Origin of the sequence: Pseudoalteromonas sp. T1lg21 (genome assembly GCF_002964625.1) — a bacterium.
Taxonomy (GTDB): domain Bacteria; phylum Pseudomonadota; class Gammaproteobacteria; order Enterobacterales; family Alteromonadaceae; genus Pseudoalteromonas; species Pseudoalteromonas gelatinilytica.
The window spans coordinates 362,939-382,601 of the sequence record NZ_PQBX01000056.1; the positions used below are offsets into that span (position 1 = coordinate 362,939).

The window sequence follows — 19,663 nt, forward strand, 5'->3', positions numbered from 1 at the left end:
CATAAAAGCCCCACTTATGAGGGGCTTTTAGTCGGCGTGACTAATTAATTAGTCTTCGTCGATTGTGTTAGCGTAGCCTTCAGCGTCTAACAGGTTATCAAGCTCTGATGTGTCAGATGCTTTGATACGGAATAACCAACCGTCAGTGTACGGGTCGTTATTTACTGTTTCAGGCGAATCTTCAAGATCTTCGTTGATTGCAACGATTTCACCGCCGATTGGTGCGTAGATGTCTGATGCTGCTTTTACAGACTCAGCTACTGCGCAGTCTTCACCCGCGTCAACTTCATCACCAACTTCTGGTAATTCAACGAATACCATGTCGCCAAGAAGTTCTTGTGCGTGCTCAGTGATACCTACAGTAAACGTACCGTCACCTTCGTCGCGAACCCACTCGTGTGAAGTAGCATATTTTAATTCGCTTGGGATATTGCTCATCTTTTTGTTCCTTTGGTTTATATTGGGTGATAACACCAAATTTTTTATAGTTTAGATAACTGATTTGCCGTTACGTACAAAGCAAGGTTTAACAACCTTAACGTTAACCAGTTTTTTACGCATCTCTACTTGGGCTGTTTCGCCAGTTGAACGCGGAACGCGTGCTAGCGCAACACTATGACCAAGAGTTGGTGAGAATGTACCAGAGGTAATCACCCCTTCACCACCTTCAACGATGACTTTTAAACCGCTACGCAATACGCCTTTTTCTTCAAGCACTAAACCAACTAGTTTGTCTGTGCTCTTGTCAGCGCGTTGCTGTTCTAATACTTCACGACCGATAAACTTACGATCTTCTGGCTCCCATGCGATTGTCCACGCCATGTTTGCAGCAAGTGGAGAAACACTTTCGTCCATATCTAGGCCGTAAAGGTTCATACCCGCTTCAAGACGTAACGTATCACGTGCACCTAGACCCGCTGGCGCTACGCCTGCGTCTAGAAGTTGTTGCCATAAATCAGCAGCTTGATCGTTAGGTACTACGATTTCATAACCATCTTCGCCAGTATAGCCTGTTGTCGCAATAAATAAATCACCTGCTTGCACACCAAAGAAAGGCTTCATACCTTCAACAGCAGCTTGTTGCTCTGCGTTAAGTACTGTTGCTGTTTTAGCACGTGCGTTAGGGCCTTGAACGGCAATCATTGCAAACTCAGGACGCTCAGTAACTGTTACGGCGAAATCAGCCGAAACGTTAGCTAAATGCGCTAAATCTTTTTCACGTGTTGCTGAGTTAACAACTAAACGATAGTTTGTTTCTGAGAAGAAGTAGATGATAAGGTCGTCGATTACGCCGCCTTCTTCGTTAAGCATACCTGTGTAAAGTGCTTTACCCGGTACAGTTAACTTAGCAACGTCGTTTGCAACTAGTTTACGTAAGAACGCTTGTGCTTGCTCGCCTTGAACATCAACAATTGTCATGTGAGATACGTCAAACATACCTGCATCTGTGCGAACCGCATTATGCTCTTCGATTTGTGAGCCGTAGTTGATTGGCATTTCCCAGCCGTGGAAATCAACCATTTTTGCGCCAGCTTCAAGGTGCTTAGCATGTAAAACTGTTTTAGAAGTCATAATATTCCTTCACTTTTAAATTAACCCACAAGTTGTGGGGCGTGGCCTCAATTTAATGAGGGGGAATAACATGGGCGGCGATTATACATTAGTTGCACAGTTGTCACACCCAAATTGCGATTTTGTAACTAAAAAACAGCTAAACACTCAAGTGCGTAGCTGTTTTAAAAATTTTATGTTTTAAGCAACGTTGGCTAAGGCTAAATCAAAGCCGAGCTGCTGTAAGTGCGTTTGCCATTTATCAAGCTCTGCTTGGCGCGCCACCAGCTGAAATTGCTGTGTTGCTTGGTTATCTATGGCGGTAATAAATACCTCACCACTTTGTGCACCATAGCAGCTGCGCATGTCTGATAAACGCAGCCCAGGCGTTAGCTTAAAGCTGTCGACCAAGGCGTCAAACGCTTGCTCACCACTTAGGGTTAGCGCGCTTAAATCGTCACGCATTACATAATCAATGTCGTAACGTAGTTGTTGCTCATTAATAAGCGACTGTAATTGCACGCTGGCATCTTTACCTAATACAAAACGAAATGCAGTTTCGTTAAAGTAATACAGGGCATAAGCGTAGCTGCTTGTTAGGTCATCGTCTAATGAACTACGTAAGCCTAAACCACTGGCGGTTAGCTTATTAATATCAAGACCTAAAATAGCCGTTAAAAATGGGATTGCTTCAGTGCCACTAAAATCCATAATGGCAGTATCGCTATTAGCTTGTAGCACGTTGTCTGCTGGGGTCTCAGCTTGGCTGTGGCGAGCAAACATTATTGGCGTAAAAGTCATATGTGACACCTATCAATCATTAATGGCTGAAGTATATTGCGCCGTGCTAGCAACAACAAATTGTAATTATTTATCAATTGATAAATAATGCTTATATATACAGCCCTATAAATAGAATTTTTTAATGAAAAACATTTCTACCGATAGTTTACGTACTTTAGTCACTGTTGTTGAAGTTGGCGGATTTGCCAAAGCAGGTGAATTATTAGGGCTATCGCAACCAGCTGTGAGCTTACAAATAAAGCGCCTTGAAGACATGCTGGGCCATAAGCTGTTTAAAAAGCAAGGTCAGCGCCAAGTGCTTAATCAATATGGCGAATTGCTTATGCCATTAGCAAAGCAAATGCTGCAACAAAACGATGCCATTTTGCAGCAGTTCACCAGCGAAAACGTGACCGGTAAAGTGCGCTTGGGGATCCCCAGTGAATTTGCTGCACGTATTTTACCGTCGATCATTGGTGACTTCGTGGCCCTCTACCCTGACGTATCGCTCGAAGTGCGCTCTCGTTTGAGTAAGCATTTATTATCGGTCTCGCGCCAAGATCAATTCGATTTAGTGTTGGCATTAAACGAAGAGCTCGAATCAGCCAAGTTCCCGATTTTTATGCAAGACCAACTCGTATGGGTGGGTGATTTAAACCTGGCACAAAACGATGTGGTAACGCTTGTAACCGCCCCAGAGGGATGTATTTATCGCCGCCGCGCAATCGAAGCACTACAAAGTGCGGGTATTAAATACCGCATTGCCTACAGTAATGCCGACTTAACTGGCCTAACTGCGGCGTTAAAAGAAGGCTTAGGCATTACGGTACTAGCAAAAAGCACCGTACCGAATGAGCTTAACTACCAACTGCAAACCAAAGACCTCCCCGAGCTTGGTCAAATCGGTATTAGTTTAATTAAACGCACCGACGACCCCGGAACCGCCGTAGACAAACTCGCTGAATTCATCGCCCTACGTTTGACGTAGGTTTGAGTTGCGAGTTGCGAGTTAGCGAGTTAGCGAGTTAGCGAGTTAGCGAGTTTTCAAAATTGTAGCAGCGATTTTATATCGCGTAGGAATTTAGCTAGGTGCTAGGTGCTAGGTGCTAGGTGCTAGGTGCTAGGTGCTAGGTGCTAGGTGCTAGGTGCTAGGTGCTAGGTGCTAGGTGCTAACAGCATAGTGTTGGTTTCGAATTGGTAAAGGAAGCTCCTACCAAATCGACTTTTTTCGGCGTTAAAACGCCTCCTACGTCTCGTATCTCTTCCCTCGGAACTCGTACCTTTCCCCTTTACTCTTGCTAACTCGCTAACTTTTAATCTGATAGCTGATGACTCCATACGTTGGGTTTCGCTCCGCTCTACCCAACCTACGAGCTTTTTTCGGCGTTAAAACGCCTCCTACACCTCGTATCTCGTCCCTCGGAACTCGTACCTTTCCCCTTTATTTTTGTTAACTCGCTAACTTTTCAATCTGATAGCTGACGGCTGATAGCTGATAACTCCTTTTTTCGGCGTTAAAACACCTCCTACGTCTCGCATCTCGCAAACTTTCCCCTTTACTCTTGCTAACTTGCTAACTCGCTAACTTTTCAATCTGATAGCTGACGGCTGAAATCTGAAAGCCCCAAGCGTTAAGTTTTACTTAACACCCTCCCAAACCCAATATCGTAATACAATACTACTGTATTTCTTATACCTGATTTAATTCAAAAACTTACAGTTCAGACCTGTTTTAGTACAAATAGGATTGATTCGCATTATTTTACATGTTTAAATTGCGCCCGTTAAAAATATCTAAACACTACAGGACACACAATGACACCTAAGTTTATTGTTTCTACGCTTTCGACTGCGGTCGCTTTATCTCTAAGCGCTAATGCTTTTGCAAAAGATGTAACTAAAGAAGAGAAGAACTTCGAACAAATCACTGTAATTGGCTCTGCATCTGCAATTAACGATATTCCTGGCTCTGCTACTTTTATTGGTGAGCAAGAACTAGAAAAGTTTGAATATACTGATATCTCACGTGTTTTAAGTGCTGTACCGGGTGTATATGTACAAGAAGAAGACGGCTATGGCCTTCGTCCTAACATCGGTATGCGTGGTACGGGTACCGGTCGTAACGACAAAATCTCTGTAATGGAAGATGGTGTTCTTGTAGCACCAGCACCGTACTCTGCGCCTTCTGCTTACTACTTCCCTACAATGGGTCGTATGGAGTCTATCGAAGTACTTAAAGGTGCGGCGTCTGTTAAGTATGGCCCACGTACAACAGGCGGTGTTTTAAACTTAGTTTCTCGTAGCCTACCGACTGAAGGGTCTAAAGGTTTACTTAACGCTGAACTTGGTAGCGACGGTTTCTATAAAGGTCATGCTTACTTTGGTAAAAAGAAAAACAATGCTGCGGGCCTTGTAGAAGTATTCACTTACGGCGCAGATGGCTTTAAAGATTTACCAGTTGGTAGCGATAACACTGGCTTTGAAAAGAACGATTTCTTATTAAAGTTTGGTTTTGATTTTGGTGATAACGAAGCACACAGCCTAGAAATGAAGTTAAAGTACTCAGATGAGCGCTCTGACGAAACGTACATGGGTTTAACAGATGCTGATTACCAAGCAAATCCTTACCGTCGTTATGCGGCTTCGCAAAAAGACGAAATGAACACGCAACACAATGCATATCAAATTAACTATGCATACCGCTTTGGTAAAGGTTACGAGTTACTTGCTACTGCATACTTAAACGACTTCCACCGTAACTGGTATAAAGCAAGTAAAGTGGGTGTAAGCGATTTAGAAAAATACAGCGAGTTTGAAGCAAACCCAACGAGCGAAGGTATTGAAGGCGTTGCAGTAAAAGCAAATAACCGTGATTACCAAGCAAAAGGCTTACAAACTGAGTTCCATATTCCTGCTGGCGATCACTACATCACTGTGGGTGCACGTTACCATGAAGATGAAATGGATCGCTTCCAATGGCAAGACAAATACACGCTTAATCAAGACCTATCAATGACGCTAACTGATAAAGGCGTACCGGGTTCTGATAGCAACCGTGTAGACAGTGCAGAAGCGACGACCCTATTCATTCAAGATGAGTGGACAATTGATGCGTTAGTTATTAGTGCAGGTCTTCGCTACGAAGACATTACTATCAAACGTGTTGAATGGGCAAAGTCTGATCCATCACGTGCTAACGGCTTAACAAAAGATATTAGCAACGACACAGAAATCTTAGTACCGTCACTAGGTGCCACTTACACAGTAAGCGACAACCTAACGCTTCTTGCTGGTATTCAAAAAGGTTACGCTCCAGCGGCACCGGGTAACGCAGATCAAGAAGAAGAAGAGAGTGTTAACATCGAGCTAGGTGGTCGTTACGATTACGCGGGCATTCAAGGTGAAGTGATCTACTTTAATTCTGACTACACAAACATGCACGGTAACTGTACTGCCGCTGTTGGTTGTAACGACAACAACATTGGCGACCAATACAACTACGGCGAAGTATCTGTGTCTGGTTTTGAGCTAAGCGCGGGTAAAGTGTTTGCGACCAACGCAGCTTCATTCCCAGTTCGCTTAACTTACACTTACACTGATTCTCAGTTCGAAAATGATTTTGAATCAGAGCTTTGGGGTAGCGTAGAAAAAGGCGATGCAATGCCATACGTGCCTGAAAACCAATTAGCGCTTTCAGTGGGTGCTGCGTTCTCAAGCTTCGTATTCGATACGCAAATGCGTTATGTGTCTGATGCACACGCAGACTTAACAGACTCAGGTCGCAATGCAATCGACAGCCGCGTGGTATGGGATTTAGCTGCTAAATACCTAATCGACGACAAACAAAAAGTATATCTAACAGTAGACAACCTGTTTGACAAAACCTACGTTGCAAACCGTGCAAACGGCGGTATTCAACCAGGTAAACCACGTACCCTACAACTAGGTTACAGCTACTCGTTCTAATAAAACGACTTAGCAAAATATCAAAAGCCGTGTGATGAAAATCCCACGGCTTTTTTGTTGGTGTTAGTTAGCAAGTTAGCAAGTTAGCAAGTTAGCAAGATTGTAGCAGCGATTTTATATCGCGTAGGAATGGTTAAAGGTGCTAGGTGCTAGGTGCTAGCTGCTAACTGCTAACAGCGTAGTGTTAGTTGTGCCTCCCCTATGACTTTTTTCGGCGTTAAAACACCTCCTACACCTCTAAACTCGTACCTTTCCCCTTTACTCTTTCTAACCCGCTAACTTTTCAATCTGATAGCTGACGGCTGAAAGCTGATAGCTCTTTTTTTCGGCGTTAAAACGCCTCCTACACCTCTAAACTCGTACCTTTCCCCTTTACTCTTTCTAACCCGCTAACTTTTCAATCTGATAGCTGATGGCTGAAAGCTGATAGCTCTTTTTTTCGGCGTTAAAACGCCTCCTACGTCTCGTATCTCTTTCCTCGAAACTCGTACCTTTACTCTTTCCCCTCGAAACTCGCTAACTTGTTTTTTTAAGATCAAAAAAGCCGCGGTGATGGGCGTACCGCGGCTTTGCCTAACTTGAAAATAATCTACTGGATTACTTCCAGCTTCTCATCTTATGGCCTTTTAAGGCGTAGAATAAAATGAATACATAACTTGGGATCATCACAATGTAAGCGCCTTGTGCGCCTAGGCCTGCTACGTTTCCTAAACCGATTAATAATGGACCAAGTGCACCACCAGCAATACCCATGATCAATAAGCCTGATGCAGTGCCTGTTAAGCGACCTAAGCCAGCTAAAGCGAGTGGCCAAATTGCAGGCCAAACCATAGCATTAGCAAAGCCTAGTAACGCAATGCATAACAATGGGTCTGGTAATTGTGGGCCACCAAATGGCACTAATAATAGGTTTGAAATAATGAACGAGTCATTGCTGCCAAGTACCACTAACAACACGGTGATAATACCGGCAATACCCGACATTAATAACGCCGTTTGTTGGCTCATGAAACGTGGAATAGTCAAAATACCTATCGCGTAACCAATCAACATACACGCCATGGTGTAAGAAGTCATAACTGAGTAATCAGCAACGCCAATTTGTAATGCGTAAGAGCCAATGGTGTCTGCTGCAATAACTTCAACTGCAACATATAAAGCAATACCCACCACACCTAAAACTAAGTGAGGGTGCGCAAGGGCTTCTTTAATTTCGCCTTTACCGTTTGATGTTTCGTCTTCATCAAACACTAAGTCTGGTAATGGTGCAAATTTCGCAAACGCAGCAAATAACATGATTAAACCTGCAATCAATACATAAGGCATAATCAGGCTGTTCGCCATCATGTCTTTTTGCTCTTGCGATAATTTACCTGCGCCATCAACAACGCCGCTCACGACTACAGCAGCAAAAATAACAGGAACAATAACACCCGCAAATTTGTTTAATAAGCCCATGATACACACACGTACAGCGGCTGATTTCTCAGAGCCCATTTTCACCACGTATGGGTTAACAGCGGTTTGTAGCACGGTTTGTCCAACACCTATCATTAACTGTGCGAACAAGAAAATTTCGATCATTTGCAGTTTTGCTGCGGGAATATACATCAGCGCCGATAAAGCCATAATCGCACAGCCAATCGCCATGCCATTCTTATAACCAACGCGTTTGATCAGCATCGCCGATGGGATGCCAGCAACTGTTACTGCAATATAAAAAGAAGAGATGATAAACGAAGCTTGTAACGGCGAAAGCTCAAGCATTTGCTGCAAAAATGGTGTGATTGCACCATTAAGCCACGTTATACACCCTAAGATAAAAAACATTGAGCCGGCCAATACCATTGGCAGCCAGATGCTTTGTTTTGTGTTGTTGTCACACTCAACCGTTGCTTCCATAATTGTTCTCTTAGTTTAATTATTTTTATTTGGTTGGAGATTATAGTAAAGCTGTTTAATTTCCATACCAATCACAAAAATTTAATCATACACTAACAAAAATGACAGCGCTATCATTTTGCGTTCATATAAGTGCAAAAAAGCCGCAGCTAATTGCTTAACTGCGGCTTAAACTAAATAGTAACAACTAGTTAGATGTTATTTACCAATCGCTTCTTTTGCGAACAAATGTTTAATTGGGCCAAGGTTATCAACTAAGCTTAAACCAACACCACGTACGAATTTTTTCAGTGGGTTAGCGCCTGCAAATAGTTCTTTTAAGCCTTGCATCATGGCAATGTGTTTTTGTGCATCAAGCTTGCGAGTACGTTCATAATCACGCAGCGTGCGTGCACTTGCAAACTCACCTTGCTCATTACTTAATAGCTCAATTAAATAGGCGGCGTCTTTAAGGCCAAGGTTCATGCCTAAACCGGCTAATGGATGAATGGTATGCGCTGCATCGCCCATTAAAACCACTTTGCCCGACACCCACTGCTGGGCATAACGCATCTTAAGTGGAAACGCCATGCGCTCACTTTGCACTTCACATAAACCACATTGGCCATCGAGTGCTGCCATAACCGCTTTATTAAAGTGGCTATCATCAAGCGCTAAAAGTGTGTCGCAATGCTCTGGGCTTGTTGACCAAACAATTGAGTGCGTATGTTTATCTGGCAAGGGTAAAAACGCCAGCGGCCCGGTTGGCAAAAACACTTGGCGTGCCGTGTTGTTATGCTCATCAGCGGTTTTAACCGTGGCAACAATGGCGTGATGGTCATAATCTTTAAAAGTTATTGGCATGTTGAACTGCTTGCGAATAGCCGAGTTAGCGCCATCAGCCGCCACTAATAGTTTAGCAATAACAGGCTCGCCGCTTTCAAGAGTAATAAACACATCAGAGTCGGTTTGATGAATTTGCTGATAGCGAGTTTCGAACAATAAAGTAGCATTACTTTGCTTTTCAAGTTCGTCAATTAAAGCGTAGCGAATAATGTCGTTTTCGACGATATGACCTAGTTGCGGTAAGTCGAGATCGTTATGATCAAAATGAATTTTGCCAAAGCTATCTTGATCACGTACATCCATCGACGTATAGGGTGTAGCACGTTGTTTAATGATCTCTGGCCATACATTTAATGACTCAAATAAACCCTGACTAGCCAGACTCAATGCGCTCACGCGAAGTGCATAATCATCACCCGGTAAGGTTTGATTTTTACTCGCATCAATCACCACAACGCTGATATCTGCTTTTGCTAAACCAAGTGCTAGAGTAAGGCCAACACAGCCACCACCGACAATACAAACTTGTGCTTGTTTCATATCCGTTTACCTTGCTTAACCTGACCCATAAGCTGTTTTGCCAGCGGGGTTTTTAACGAGGAGAATAAATCCATTGAGAAAAGGCCAATACTGCGACCCAGCGCGAGCAATCGTGATGAGTTTGAGAACAAACGCACTAGGCTGTCTGTGAGTGTCATCACGGTTGTAATATCTTTACTGCGAGTTTGGCTGTAATAACGGGTAAAGGCGTAATCACCAAGATCGCTTCTATTTGCCATATCACACAATAATTGCACATCACGCAGGCCTAAATTAAAGCCCTGCCCGGCAATTGGATGAATAGCATGCCCTGCATTACCAATTAATACGGTACGATGGCTACTCAGTGATTCGGCTTTACCGTATACAAGTGGGTAACTTGCACGCATACCCACTTTACTAAATGAGCCACCGCAGTAACCAAATGCTTTTTGTAACGCAGCTAAAAAGGCATCGTCTTCAAGCGCCATAGTGTGCTCAATTTGCTCAGGTTCCATGCACCACACCAGTGAGTATCGGTTATTACTCATTGGCAACAACGCCATTGGGCCGTGCTCAGTAAAACGCTCAAAGGCATGATGATGATGACCACCAGCCACTTCGATGTTGGCAATAATCGCCGCTTGCTGATATGCGCGGGTATTAAATTCAATATTAGCCAGTTTACGGCTTTGCGAATGAGCGCCATCGGCAATCACCACAAGCTTTGCGCTTAACTGCTCGCCCGAGCTCAGTGTGATGTTGGCACAGTCGCTTTGGTATTCAAGCTTGGCAACCGTATCAGGGCAAAACAAACTAACATCAGTACGCGTAAGTTGCTGATGAAGGCTGCGCCCAAATGGGTTCACTTCGACCACATAACCAAGGGCATCATGACCGTATTCTTGGCAATCAATATGCGTTTTACCAAAATGACCACGATCAGATACAGTGACTTTTTTAATCGCTGCCGCAAATGGCGCTTGGCAATCAAACGCATTGATTGATTTTAAGTACTGAACAGACTGTTGAGCAAGCGCAATGCTTCTATCATCAAAGCTAGGGTGATAGTCTGCGCTTACTTCATTTGCCTCAATTACAGCGATTGATAACTGCTTATTGCTCTGTTTTAGGCCCAGTGCACAACTTGCACCCGCCATTCCACCGCCGATAATGACAACATCAAACTGCTTTGCCACGCTTGCTCCTAGCCTTTGTTTGCTTGCATCACTGCTTCAATGTCACGAATGGTTTTAGGAACCGAAATGGTCAGGTTTTCATGGCCATCTTCAGTGACAAGTAAGTTATCTTCAATACGAATACCGATGCCTTTATATTGCTCTGGCGCTTTTGCATCTTCGCTAATATATAAACCCGGCTCGATGGTGAGTACCATGCCCGGCTCAAATACGCGCTCTTTTTCATCAAGCTTATATTCGCCAACATCGTGCACATCTAACCCAAGCCAGTGACCAAGACCATGCATGTAAAATGCTTTGCACGCTTGGTTTGCCATTAGCTCATCAAGCTCGCCAGTTAAAATGCCTAAATCAATAAGCCCTTGCGTCAGTACCGTTGAGGCTAATTCATTGGCTTTCGATAAACTACCGCCCGGCTTTACTTGGCTAAATGCTGCTTCTTGAGCTGCTAATACAATGTTGTAAAGCGCCGCTTGTGGTTCGCTAAACTTGCCATTGATTGGGAAAGTACGTGTGATATCTGCCGCATAACCTTCAAGTTCACAGCCAGAATCAATTAATACTAAATCGCCATCTTTTAGCTCAGCATCATTTTGTGTGTAGTGCAAAATATTGGCGTTATCGCCACTGCCGACAATCGTGCCATAAGCAGGATGACGAGCACCATTCATTGCATAATGATGATGAAGCTCAGCTTCTAATTGGTATTCAGTTGCACCAGGTTTGGCAAACTGCATAGCGCGAATGTGGCCTTGTGCACTAATTTCGCACGCTGTACGCATAATGTTTAATTCTGCGTCAGATTTAAACAAACGCATCTCATGCACTAAACCACGAATATCTTTAATGGTATGTGGGGCTTTATAGCCTTTTTTAGGTGCGCCGCGAAGGGTACTTAATAAATCCCAAATTTTTGCATCAAAATTTGCGTAAGTGCCTTGTGCATAAAATAAAATCTGCTGGCCGTTCACCAAATCTAATAATTGTTCATCTAGTTCACTTAGTGGGCAAGTTGCGTCGAATAAGTACTCAGATTTAGCTTTTTCGAAGCCAATTCTACGGCCATGCCAAATTTCAGCTAGTTTGTCTTTGTTACGGCAAATTAGGGTACTTGGTGTATCGCTCGACGGGCAAAGCACTAAAACCGCATCCGGTTCGTTAAAGCCTGTTAGGTAGAAAAAGTCACTGTCTTGGCGAAATGCATATTCAGTATCACGGCTACGTGTTACTTCTCCTGCCGCAGGAATAATAGCGACACTGTTTTTATCCATCATCGCAAGCAAGCGCTCGCGACGGGCTTTAAATTCAGCTTTATCGATTGCAATAGACGACATGCTAAACCTCTATAATTTGATTAGTGAAGGGTCTTCTTAGGGTTTTTATCTGCTGGTTCTTTACCTAGCTCAGCAAAACATAGCAGCGCAGAAACACGCACATACTCAATCACTTCGTGCAGTGCTTGGCTGTCTTCTTCGGTCTCTTCAAACATGGTGTCTAGACGGGTAATTTCACTAAAATCGCTGATCACTTCTTTCACATCAGCTGATAACTTGCCGTAGTCTTTTTGCTTTAAACCAAAACCAAGCATAAAACCCGATACCCAAGATACTAAGCCATTGGCTTGATCAAGCAGTGTTTCATCATCGCTTGGTAAGAATAGGTCAAACTGAAATTCTTCATCACTAAAGCTGGCAACAACCTGAGAATACACGTTAGCAAAAAAGGCTTTTAAATCTTTACTGAAGGCAATGCCGTCGTTGAATACATCGCTTAATAAACCTAAGTATTCGTCGGCTTCAATATTGATGCCACAGGCTAATAAACCACTGATCACACCATGAGCTTCGGCTGGTGCGACAAAAATTTCATTCTTTTCTAATAACAATTGGGCTTGTTGGTAATCAGGTAACGTGCTCATAACTTTTTCTTTGTTCGGCTAAGTAACGTCATGCTACCACTCGATAAATCTCAACTCCAATTAATTGTATGATTGAGGTCAAAAAGCAATCTGAAAAGTAAATAAGCAGTTAAAGGTGGGGAAAAACTACGCGAACGATCCGCTTTTTTTGCTTATATGGTTTAAGGATTGAAACTTGTCTTATATACTGAAGGTGTTCCCTAGGGTGCAGGAGCTTGGTTAAGTCCCTGAGCCGATAAATTTTATGTTAGGGTTTCTGTTCGTTTGCTATTGTGCAGGCTCGGCATGTACCGAGAAGCCTACGGCATACCGCAGATTCCCGCCCTGAAACCTCAAGGTTTCAGGACTGACACCGGGCACCGCATACTTGGGGAACACCATCAAGCTATCAGCTATCAGCTATCAGCTATCAGCTATCAGCTATCAGCTATCAGCTATCGAAAATCTTCCATGTAGTTTTTCTTTTATACAAGAACTTATTATTCTTATTCGCGCGAAATAAATTTCACGCCTACGGCACCGGGTTTAGCCATAGCAATGTGCGGGCACAATCTAACTTTACTCTTTCCCCTCGCTAACTCGCTAACTTATTTGTTTTATCTGATAGCTGACGGCTTCAAACGTTGGGTTTCGCTCTGCTCTAACTAACCTACGAGCTAATGAGTCAAGCACTGTAGGTCGTCATTTATGGCGACACATAATCGCTAACATTGACGGGCTAAAGCCCGACCTACGACTCACCCGTTATTTAAGAAATATCGCGCGAAATAAATTTCACGCCTACGGTATCGGGTTTAGCCATAGCAATGTGCTGGCACAATCTAACTTTACTCTTTCCCCTTTCTAACTTGCTAACTTTTTTGTTCTGATAGCTGACGGCTGAAAGCTGATAGCTCCTATGCGTTGGGTTTCATTTCACTCTACCCAACACACATATTTTCAACCTATCGCCCCCTACTTAAACCATCCCTGAAAGCGCTCCATTAATAGGTAATTAACAGGCACTAATAGTAAGGTGATAAGCGTTGCGAAGATGATCCCAAAGCCCAGGCTTACGGCCATTGGAATAAGGAATTGCGCTTGCGTTGCTTTTTCAAATAACAGCGGCATTAAACCAATAAAGGTGGTTAAACTGGTTAGCATTACTGGGCGAAAACGTGCCGCACCGGCAAGCTTAACGGTTTCAAGTAAATCGCCGCCCTCTTCACGCTTCTTATTGATAAAATCGACCAATACTAGTGAGTCATTCACTACAACACCTATTAAGGCAAGCATGCCAAGTAGGCTCATAATGGTTAACTCCATGCCCATTACCCAGTGACCCATTACCGCACCTATCATGCCAAACGGAATAACACTCATCACAATTAATGGCTGCATATATGATTTAAACGGTATCGCTAATAACGCATAAATAATAAAGAATACAAACACCAGACCCCAAGCGAGTGAACCAAATGATTCTCGCTGCTCTTTAGCTTCACCTTCGAGCGAGTAATCAACGCCTGGGTATTGCACCATTAGCTCATCTAAGTAGGTTTTTAAGTCTGCTTGCAGTACCGTCATATTAGTATTTGATTTTTCAACATCGGCTGTCACATTCAACGTACGATAGCGATCAATACGATAAATAGACGATGGACTTTGCCCCGGTACTAAGGTTGCCACATGCGACAATGGCACTGTGCCACCCGTTGGGGTTTTAATTAAAATATCAGTTAAATCAGCAACTGAGCGACGTTCTTCAATTGGCAAACGCACCATTACACGCACATCATCACGACCACGTTGAATACGTTGAACTTGCGCACCAAAGAACGAATTACGCACTTGCTGCGATACATCAACACGGTTTAAACCAAGTGCCAAACCTTGCTCTGTTAGCTCAATTTGCAGCTCGTCTTTACCATCTGACATGCTATCAGCAATTTCGTACACAGTTGGGTAAGTTGCTAAACGCTCTTTTACCTTTTCTGCCACAGCTTCAAGGGTGTCGATTGAGCTGCCGCTTAGCTGTACATCAATAGGGTCTGAACTGCGACCAAATTCAGCACGGAAAGTCACACTCTCTGCGCCCGGTATAATACCGATAAGGTCACGCCATTCACTGGCAAGCTCTCGAGAGCCAATATCTGATTCACGTTTTTCGGCTGGTGTGATTTCAAAGCGCACACTACCTGTATTTGACGAACCACCTCGGCCACCCGTGGTTGCCAAAATATTTAAAATCACGCTTTGGCCATCTTCATCACGATACTTGTCTTGTAGCTCTTTGGCCTTATCTGACATATCGATGATGTACTTGTTGGTCACTTCAAACGGTGTTCCAGCAGGGAATGTTAGCTCTGCGCGAACAGTTTCACTTGGAATACGCGGGAAGAATATAAACTTTGTCCAACCGCTGGTGATCAGGGTCAAAATGATAAAGAAAATACCTACGAACAAGCTGACCGTTGCTAATTTATTCTTTAGCGCAACATTTAGTAGCGGCTGATAGTACTTCATAATGGCGTGTTCAAAGCCATCGGCAAAACGCTGCTGAAACTGCTGCAGTTTTGACGGATTTGCTTTTTCACTACGTAGTTTTAAGTACTTTAAGTGAGCCGGCAGAACAAATTTAGACTCAATTAAAGAGAACAGTAATACCGGAATAACAACAACAGGAATTTGCGCAAATAAAGCACCACGGTTACCTTCGATAAAAGCTAATGGTAAAAATGCAGCAACCGTTGTAAGTACACCAAAGGTAACGGGTGTCGCAACTTCTTGCGTACCACGAATAGCAGCTTGTTCACCATTTTCGGCTGTTTTTAGGTGGGTGTAGACGTTTTCACCGGTCACAATGGCATCATCAACAACAATACCGAGTACCAAAATAAAGCCGAATAAACTCATTACATTGAGCGTAATACCAAAAATTGGCATCGCTAAAAACGCGCCCATGAATGACACAGGGATACCAATAAACACCCAAAACGCAATAGCAGGACGCAAGAACAAGGTAAGTAATGCAAGAACTAAAATACCACCTTGAATAGCATTGGTTGTTAGCGTCGCAATACGGCTTTTTACGATTTCAGAGTCGTCATCCCAAAAGCTTAACTCAAACCCTTCAGGCAGCTGGCTTTGATGCTCGGTAATGTAATTTTTTACTGCGTCAGCAACTTCAATCGCACTTTGCGGACCAATACGGTACACATCAATAAACGCCGCTTGCTTACCATTGAAGCGAGTACGAACTGGGGTTTCTTCGAAGTCATCGGTAATACGGGCAATGTCGCCTAAGCGAATAATGGTACCATCAGCTTGGTACTTCACCACAACTTGAGCAAACTCATCTTTACGATAGGCTTGGCCTTTTGAGCGAATGAGTACATCACCCCCTTCCGTTTTTAAGTTACCAGCAGAAACATCGGTACTTGAATTACTAATTGCTGAAGAAATGTCCGATAAGCGTAAATCGTATTGGCGCAATGTATCTTGGCTTACTTCAATAGCAATTTCGTAATCTCGCACCCCACTTAGCTCTACCTGAGTGATTTCTGGCAAGCGTAATAAGTCATCACGTACATGTTCGGCATATTCTAAGGTTTCTTTTTCGCCGTATTCACTCGACACAGTAACCGCTATTACCTCACGAGTGCGCTGCGCGAGTGCCACAACTGGTTTTTCGGCATCAACCGGAAAAGTATTGATGGCATCAACCCGGCTTTTAATATCGGCTAATAGCTCCCGTGGGTCATAGCCGGTATCGACTTCAATTGATACAGAGGCAGAACCTTCTGATGAGCGGCTAGTGATACGCTTGATCCCTTCGAGATCTTGCACCGCTTCTTCAATACGGATAGCGACACCTTTTTCAACATCTTCAGGTGTTGAGCCACGTAGGGTAACACTTACACTAATGCGGTCTGCTTCAAATGACGGGAACACTTCGAGTGGTATTTGCGTCGATACGCTAAATAGCCCCGCTAATAAAATGCTGATCAGCAATAAGTTTGCTGCAACATGATTCTTTGTAAACCAAGCTATCATTATTGCGCTCCTTGCTCACGAGCAGCGCGGCGTTGTTCAATTAGTTTTTCAACTGTAATACCTTGCTCTTTTGCTTGCTTTTCAAGCTCTTCACGGCTTGGACGCTGTGCTTTACCACGTGTAGCTTGATACGCTTCGCTTCCCATTACCGTCACTTGGGTACCTGAGCTAACTTGTCCAAGCGGTGTAATCACTAAGTGATCCCCTGCTGATAAGCCTTCGGCTACCATGGCATGATTAGCGTTTTGCCAAGCTAGTGAGATATTTTTACGGCGCAACACACCTTGCTCTTCAACATACACATAAGTGCCTTGGTAAATTGCGCTGTTTGGGATCACAATGGCATTTTCAACCGCCTTGCCAGTAATTTGCGCTTTGATGTACTGACCAATTTTAATTGGGTATTGATTCGCAGAAGTGGCTTTGTAAGGGTCATTAATTTGTGCAACCACGTAAAGCTGCTGAGCGCTTTCATCAATGGCGCCTTCGGTGCGAATAACTTGACCTTGCCATTGCTGTTTACCAACGAGATCTGAGCTAAATTTAACGAGTGAACCAGCGCTATTTTTAGCACCATCACGAAATTGTTCTGGTAAGTTAATGAACGGCAGATCTTTATTTTTGATTGGTAAGCGAATTTCAACACGGTCAATCGCATAAATGCTGGCAAGTTCCATGTTATTACTCACCACTTGCCCTAAGTCTACGCTGCGACTTAAAACTCGCCCCGCGTATGGTGCCGTGATTTTTGTACGCTCTAAATCAAGTTTCGCTTTTTCAAGCGTCGCTTGGGCAGACAATACACTTGCTTCGGCTGCTGCAAGTTGTGGCTTACGCAATACCAGGCTACTTGCTTGTTCGCCCTTGCCTAAGCGCTCCCAATCGGTAACTGCTTGGCGACCACGAGCTTGCTCTTCGAGTAGGCTTTGCTCAGCGGTTAATAAAGCCGCTTGTGCTGATTTTACTTCGGCGCGGTGATCTCTATCATCTAATTGCAATAACACATCGCCTTTTTCAAAAAAGCCACCTTCACGAAATTGCTCACTAATTTCGATAATTTGCCCTGAAGCTTGCGCAACTAGCATACTTTGCGTACGCGGCTTTACGGTGCCAAAGCTATCAATCATCACCTGATAGGTTTCTGGTGTTAGGGTTTTAACAGCCACATTCACTTTTGCTTTTGGCGGTGAAGAAAAGCGGTTTGCTTGAGGCGGATTGCCTTTTATAAACATGATAAGCAGTACCGTCACAACGATCACTACCAATGGAATTAAAATTTTACGTGTCTTGCTATTCATGATTATTGCTCTGCTACTTCGCTGTTTGCTTCACTAAAATCACCACCAAGGGCAATATGTAAGTTGATTCTGTTGATAATTAATTGGTTTTTAATCTCGATTACCGAGCTTTGCGCATTAAACGAACGGTCTTGTGCATCGAGTACCGTGGTGTAGGTAACCAAACCACTTTGATATTGTTCAAACGCTAATGCCTCTGCGGTAATGGCATTTTCTTGCGCTTCTAAGGTTTTTTCGTAGCGTACTTTAAGCGCTTGCTCTTGGCTGATGGCTGTTTCAACATCGTTAAAGGCATCATAAAGTGTGGCAAGATAAGCCTGCTCTTGACGCTTAACGTTTAGCCTTGCTTGTTCTTCATTGGCTTTTAAGCGGCCACCTTCAAAAAGCGGCATCGAAATACTACCAATCAGCGACCACGCTAAGCTTGAAGGAGAAAATAAGTCGCTCACTCTATCTGTGCTATCACTCATTGATGCAGAAAGATTCAAGCTCGGAAAACGCTGTTTATGCGCATAAGCAAGACCAGCATCGGTGCTAAGTAATTGATACCAGCTTGCCATTAACTCAGGTTTGCGAGTAATAAGCTCTGAAGGTAAACCAAGCGGAATGGCACTATCGAGTAGTGGTAAATCTGCGCTAACGCTTAACGCGCCAGTTGGGTATTGGCCTGTTAAACGCTCTAAATCGCGAATCGATTTAGTTAACGTTGCTTGCTGCGCGGCAATATTCGAGCGCTCAGTATTTAGTTCATTACGAGCAAGGTAAACATCAAGCGCTTCATTTAAACCTTGGCGATAACCCGACTCAATAATATCTAAATTTTTCTCAGCGTTTTGCTCACGCTGCTTATATAGCTCAAGTAATTTGTGGTTCGTAATAACATCAAACCAACCCGCTACCACATCAGCGACTAATTGTTGTTTGCTTTGTGCAAAGGTGGCTTTTTCAGCTAGGTATTCAAGATTTGCTTGTCGTTCTGAAGCTGATAATTTACCCCATAAATCAACTTCGTAGCTTAACTCTAATGATGCTGAGCTGGCGTTGTTATAACTAACAGGGCGGTTATCTTTACTACGACTCGCACGTGTTGATAAATCAAGGCTTGGCCATAAATCTGCCCCAGCAGCAATAAGCTGCTGCTCTTTAATCGCGACATCGTAACCCGCTTGTAAAATCGCTTGGTTATGGGCTAATGCTTGCTCAACTAAAGTAAAAACTTGAGGGTCGTGTAATTGCTGCAACCAGTTATCTTCAACAGCAAGCGCTTTGTCGCCCGAAGGGAGTTGCTGCCATGCACCCGGTACGGTCTCAAGTTCAGCAACTCGTTCATTGTGAGTCGGCTGGCTCGCACATGCACTTAGCAAAATTACACTTAAAGCCAATAAACTCGGCTTATATTGCCAATTCATTCTAAAAACCTGAAAAACATCTATTTATGAGTGTAATTCAAGCACCACGTTAAGTTTTGCTCAACTGACTTTACATAACATTACACTGCCTGACATTTGGGGACGATGAATGGTAGGAAAATGGAGATAAGTTACAAGTTGCGAGTTGCGAGTTGCGAGTTGCGAGTTGCGAGTTTTCAAAATTGTAGCAGCGATTTTATATCGCGTAGGAATTTAGCTAGGTGCTAGGTGCTAGGTGCTAGGTGCTAGGTGCTAGGT

At 43.6% G+C, this 19,663-nt stretch carries 13 protein-coding genes and 1 other RNA gene; 3 read left to right on the top strand and 11 right to left on the bottom strand.

All coding sequences use genetic code 11. The features are described 5' to 3' along the window. Nucleotides 1-48 precede the first annotated feature (48 nt). The 3 genes from gcvH to C2M25_RS11905 form a co-directional block, all read right to left on the bottom strand. The gene (gene gcvH / locus C2M25_RS11895; protein ID WP_062570365.1) at nt 49-438 is read right to left on the bottom strand and encodes a glycine cleavage system protein GcvH; all 390 of its coding nucleotides are present in this window, start codon (nt 436-438) and stop codon (nt 49-51) included. 51 nt (nt 439-489) lie between these two features. After that, entirely contained in the window at nt 490-1,572 is a 1,083-nt protein-coding gene (gene gcvT, locus C2M25_RS11900; RefSeq protein ID WP_063700514.1) for a glycine cleavage system aminomethyltransferase GcvT, read from the bottom strand. 180 nt (nt 1,573-1,752) lie between these two features. Next, complete coding sequence (locus C2M25_RS11905) at nt 1,753-2,352, bottom strand: hypothetical protein (RefSeq protein ID WP_054560756.1); 600 nt, start codon at nt 2,350-2,352, stop codon at nt 1,753-1,755. Between the two features lie 124 nt (nt 2,353-2,476). On the opposite strand from C2M25_RS11905, the gene C2M25_RS11910 reads away from it, so the two are divergent. Continuing rightward, on the top strand, nt 2,477-3,322 hold the full coding sequence (locus tag C2M25_RS11910; RefSeq protein ID WP_054560757.1) for a LysR family transcriptional regulator: 846 nt from the start codon (nt 2,477-2,479) through the stop codon (nt 3,320-3,322). Between the two features lie 827 nt (nt 3,323-4,149). Further along, on the top strand, nt 4,150-6,300 hold the full coding sequence (locus C2M25_RS11915) for a TonB-dependent receptor family protein (protein WP_105181200.1): 2,151 nt from the start codon (nt 4,150-4,152) through the stop codon (nt 6,298-6,300). A gap of 597 nt (nt 6,301-6,897) precedes the next feature. On the opposite strand, the gene nagP is transcribed toward C2M25_RS11915, so the two are convergent. From nagP to C2M25_RS11940, 5 genes are all read right to left on the bottom strand, one after another. Next, nucleotides 6,898-8,202 (bottom strand): N-acetylglucosamine MFS transporter NagP, encoded by a 1,305-nt coding sequence (gene nagP / locus C2M25_RS11920; protein ID WP_105181201.1) that lies wholly within the window; start codon nt 8,200-8,202, stop codon nt 6,898-6,900. A gap of 198 nt (nt 8,203-8,400) precedes the next feature. Then, nucleotides 8,401-9,567: an FAD-dependent monooxygenase gene (locus C2M25_RS11925; RefSeq protein WP_105181202.1), complete on the bottom strand. Its 1,167-nt coding sequence runs from the start codon at nt 9,565-9,567 to the stop codon at nt 8,401-8,403. Further along, a complete protein-coding gene (gene ubiH / locus C2M25_RS11930; RefSeq protein WP_063700521.1) occupies nt 9,564-10,745 on the bottom strand; it encodes a 2-octaprenyl-6-methoxyphenyl hydroxylase in 1,182 nt (393 codons plus the stop codon). The genes C2M25_RS11925 and ubiH overlap by 4 nt, the downstream gene beginning before the upstream one ends. 8 nt (nt 10,746-10,753) lie before the next feature. Beyond that, on the bottom strand, nt 10,754-12,079 hold the full coding sequence (gene pepP / locus C2M25_RS11935) for a Xaa-Pro aminopeptidase (protein WP_105181203.1): 1,326 nt from the start codon (nt 12,077-12,079) through the stop codon (nt 10,754-10,756). A gap of 20 nt (nt 12,080-12,099) precedes the next feature. Next, nucleotides 12,100-12,663 (bottom strand): UPF0149 family protein, encoded by a 564-nt coding sequence (locus C2M25_RS11940; protein WP_063700525.1) that lies wholly within the window; start codon nt 12,661-12,663, stop codon nt 12,100-12,102. Between the two features lie 194 nt (nt 12,664-12,857). Between C2M25_RS11940 and ssrS the strand changes: the two genes are divergently transcribed. Continuing rightward, nucleotides 12,858-13,041, top strand: a non-coding RNA gene (gene ssrS / locus C2M25_RS11945) — 6S RNA. Nucleotides 13,042-13,617: 576 nt separating this feature from the next. On the opposite strand, the gene C2M25_RS11950 is transcribed toward ssrS, so the two are convergent. The 3 genes from C2M25_RS11950 to C2M25_RS11960 are packed head-to-tail and all read right to left on the bottom strand — an operon-like array spanning nt 13,618 to nt 19,405. Further along, entirely contained in the window at nt 13,618-16,698 is a 3,081-nt protein-coding gene (locus C2M25_RS11950; RefSeq protein WP_105181204.1) for an efflux RND transporter permease subunit, read from the bottom strand. Then, nucleotides 16,698-17,996: an efflux RND transporter periplasmic adaptor subunit gene (locus C2M25_RS11955; protein ID WP_063703509.1), complete on the bottom strand. Its 1,299-nt coding sequence runs from the start codon at nt 17,994-17,996 to the stop codon at nt 16,698-16,700. Before C2M25_RS11955 ends, C2M25_RS11950 begins: the two co-directional genes overlap by 1 nt. Nucleotides 17,997-17,998: 2 nt before the next feature. Further along, nucleotides 17,999-19,405 carry an efflux transporter outer membrane subunit gene (locus C2M25_RS11960; RefSeq protein WP_063703506.1) on the bottom strand — a complete coding sequence of 469 codons (1,407 nt, stop codon included), beginning with the start codon at nt 19,403-19,405 and terminating at the stop codon, nt 17,999-18,001. Between the last annotated feature and the right edge of the window lie 258 nt (nt 19,406-19,663).

Bases quoted from the DNA above. Each gene is read 5' to 3' on its own strand.
- C2M25_RS11915 (WP_105181200.1), top strand. From the start codon at position 4,150: ATGACACCTAAGTTTATTGTTTCTACGCTTTCGACTGCGGTCGCTTTA.
- C2M25_RS11940 (WP_063700525.1), bottom strand. From the start codon at position 12,663: ATGAGCACGTTACCTGATTACCAACAAGCCCAATTGTTATTAGAAAAG.
- C2M25_RS11950 (WP_105181204.1), bottom strand. From the start codon at position 16,698: ATGATAGCTTGGTTTACAAAGAATCATGTTGCAGCAAACTTATTGCTG.
- C2M25_RS11905 (WP_054560756.1), bottom strand. From the start codon at position 2,352: ATGACTTTTACGCCAATAATGTTTGCTCGCCACAGCCAAGCTGAGACC.
- C2M25_RS11925 (WP_105181202.1), bottom strand. From the start codon at position 9,567: ATGAAACAAGCACAAGTTTGTATTGTCGGTGGTGGCTGTGTTGGCCTT.
- C2M25_RS11910 (WP_054560757.1), top strand. From the start codon at position 2,477: ATGAAAAACATTTCTACCGATAGTTTACGTACTTTAGTCACTGTTGTT.
- gcvT (WP_063700514.1), bottom strand. From the start codon at position 1,572: ATGACTTCTAAAACAGTTTTACATGCTAAGCACCTTGAAGCTGGCGCA.
- C2M25_RS11955 (WP_063703509.1), bottom strand. From the start codon at position 17,996: ATGAATAGCAAGACACGTAAAATTTTAATTCCATTGGTAGTGATCGTT.
- C2M25_RS11960 (WP_063703506.1), bottom strand. From the start codon at position 19,405: ATGAATTGGCAATATAAGCCGAGTTTATTGGCTTTAAGTGTAATTTTG.
- pepP (WP_105181203.1), bottom strand. From the start codon at position 12,079: ATGTCGTCTATTGCAATCGATAAAGCTGAATTTAAAGCCCGTCGCGAG.
- nagP (WP_105181201.1), bottom strand. From the start codon at position 8,202: ATGGAAGCAACGGTTGAGTGTGACAACAACACAAAACAAAGCATCTGG.
- gcvH (WP_062570365.1), bottom strand. From the start codon at position 438: ATGAGCAATATCCCAAGCGAATTAAAATATGCTACTTCACACGAGTGG.